This is a genomic window from Methylobacterium sp. P3_A11 (assembly GCF_056403155.1).
Window position 1 is genome coordinate 1 of sequence record NZ_JBFUGA010000228.1, and the last position, 1,943, is coordinate 1,943.

Annotated in this window: 1 protein-coding gene and 1 pseudogene; one reads left to right on the plus strand and one right to left on the minus strand. The window is 71.0% G+C overall.

The features are described from left to right. A pseudogene (locus AC1DXK_RS30885) lies at positions 1-196 on the minus strand (hypothetical protein); the annotation flags it as partial. Between the two features lie 191 nt (positions 197-387). On the opposite strand from AC1DXK_RS30885, the gene argE reads away from it, so the two are divergent. Further along, positions 388-1,593, plus strand: coding sequence for an acetylornithine deacetylase (gene argE / locus AC1DXK_RS30890; RefSeq protein ID WP_457108600.1), 1,206 nt, complete (start codon positions 388-390; stop codon positions 1,591-1,593). The last annotated feature ends 350 nt before the right edge of the window (positions 1,594-1,943 follow it).

Below are 1,943 nucleotides of genomic sequence, written 5' to 3' on the forward strand. Positions count from 1 at the left end.
GCGCGGGCGGGCGCGGCGGCTGCCAGACCCGCCAATGTGGCCGCGCGCGCGCCGCCATGCGGGCGAGGGTCCTGTCCATGTCGGATACGGTGCGGTGATGCGGCCGCCCGGCCTGCGGGCGCGCCTCGGCCGGGACGGCCAGCAGCAGAGTCGCCGGCAGCAGGGCGGCGAGGATCGGGACGGGACCGGCTTGCATGGTTCGGGCTCCACGGGGAGCGGCCCTCAGGGGCCGTCACCGGCAGCTACGTCACCCACGCCCCTCCGGTTCCGCGGGGCCCGCCGGGCGTTGCCTCGGGCCTCCGGAACGCCCAAAAACCCCGTACGCATCCGGATCCCCCCGCCGGACGATTCGCGCGGTTGCAGGACCCCATCCATGACGCGCCATCCATGACCGAGCCCGCGCAGATCGTCGCCCCGCCTCCCTCCGACGCGCCCGATCCGGTGGCGCTCCTCGAAACGCTCGTCGCGTTCGACACGGTGAGCGCCCGCTCGAACCTGCCGCTGATCGACTGGGCGGAGGCCTATTGCCGTGGCCACGGCGCGGCCGTGGAGCGGGTGCCGGATCCGACCGGCCTGAAGGCGGCGCTGCTCGTCAGCGTCGGCCCGTTCGAGGACCGCCCCGGCTACGTGCTCTCCGGCCACAGCGACGTGGTGCCGGCCGACGGCCAGCCCTGGTCGTCGGACCCATTCACCCTGCGGGAGGAGGGGGGCCGGCTCTACGGGCGCGGCACCTCCGACATGAAGGGCTTCCTGGCGGTCTGCCTCGCGCTCCTGCCCGAGATGGTCGCGGCGGACCTCGCGACCCCGATCCATCTCGCGATCTCGTACGACGAGGAGGTGGGCTGCCTCGGGGTGCGGCCGCTGATCGCGCGGATGCTGGAGCGCGTGCCGCGGCCCCTCGGCTGCTTCGTGGGCGAGCCCACCGGGATGGACGTGGTGGTCGGCCACAAGGGCAAGGCGGCCGCCCGCGTCACCTTCCGGGGCAAGGCCAGCCACTCGGCCCTGGCGCCCCAGGGCGTCAACGCCGTGGAATACGCCGCCCGGTTCATCGAGCATGTCCGGTTGTCCGCGGAGTCGCTCGCCCGGGACGGCGCCCGCGATCCGCTCTACGACGTGCCGCACACCACCGGCCTGTCGAGCGTGGTCCGGGGCGGCACGGCGCTCAACATCGTGCCGGATGCCTGCAGCGTGGACTTCGAGTACCGGGCGATCGGCGCGGACGATGCCGGAGCGCTGGCGGCCGCGGCGATCGCCTACGCCACCGACACCCTGGCGCCGCTGATGCGGACGGGGGATCCGGCCTGCGGCGTCGCGGTCGAGCCGCTCATCGACTATCCGGGCCTCGACACCGACCCGGAGGCGCCGATCGTGACCCTGGCCAAGCGGCTCGCCGGCCGCAACGGCCACGCCAAGGTCTCGTACGGCACGGAGGGCGGGCTGTTCGAGCGGCTCGGCGGCGTGCCGGCGGTGGTGATCGGGCCGGGCTCCATCGCCCGCGCCCACAGGGCCGACGAATACGTCACACGCGCCGAACTCGACGCCTGCGTGGGCTTCGTCCGGCGGCTGGTCGGCGACTGCAGGTCCGGCTTCTAAGGCATCATCTCGAAAGTTGGTCTCCGACTTTCGGGAAAAAATTGTTCAAAACCAGAATCTTAACGCATTGTTCCGGTTTCTGTTTTCCGGCACGATGCGCGCGGACGCCTGTCAGTCGCGGAAGTGTTCGCTGCCTCGGTGACTGGGGCATGCGTCGCGCTACTTCGGAGAAGCATTGAACTCAGGCGTTTGCACGTCTTACGACGCGTCGGAGGCCGCTCTCCGAAGAGCGCAGGCCGGTGAAGTGCGCGCCCGCGCCGGAAAGCCTTTAAGCGGAGATATGCTTCATCACGAAGTGGAAGCCGGCTTCAGGATTCTTACTGAAATCCGGATCGGCCCATGTATTCGGA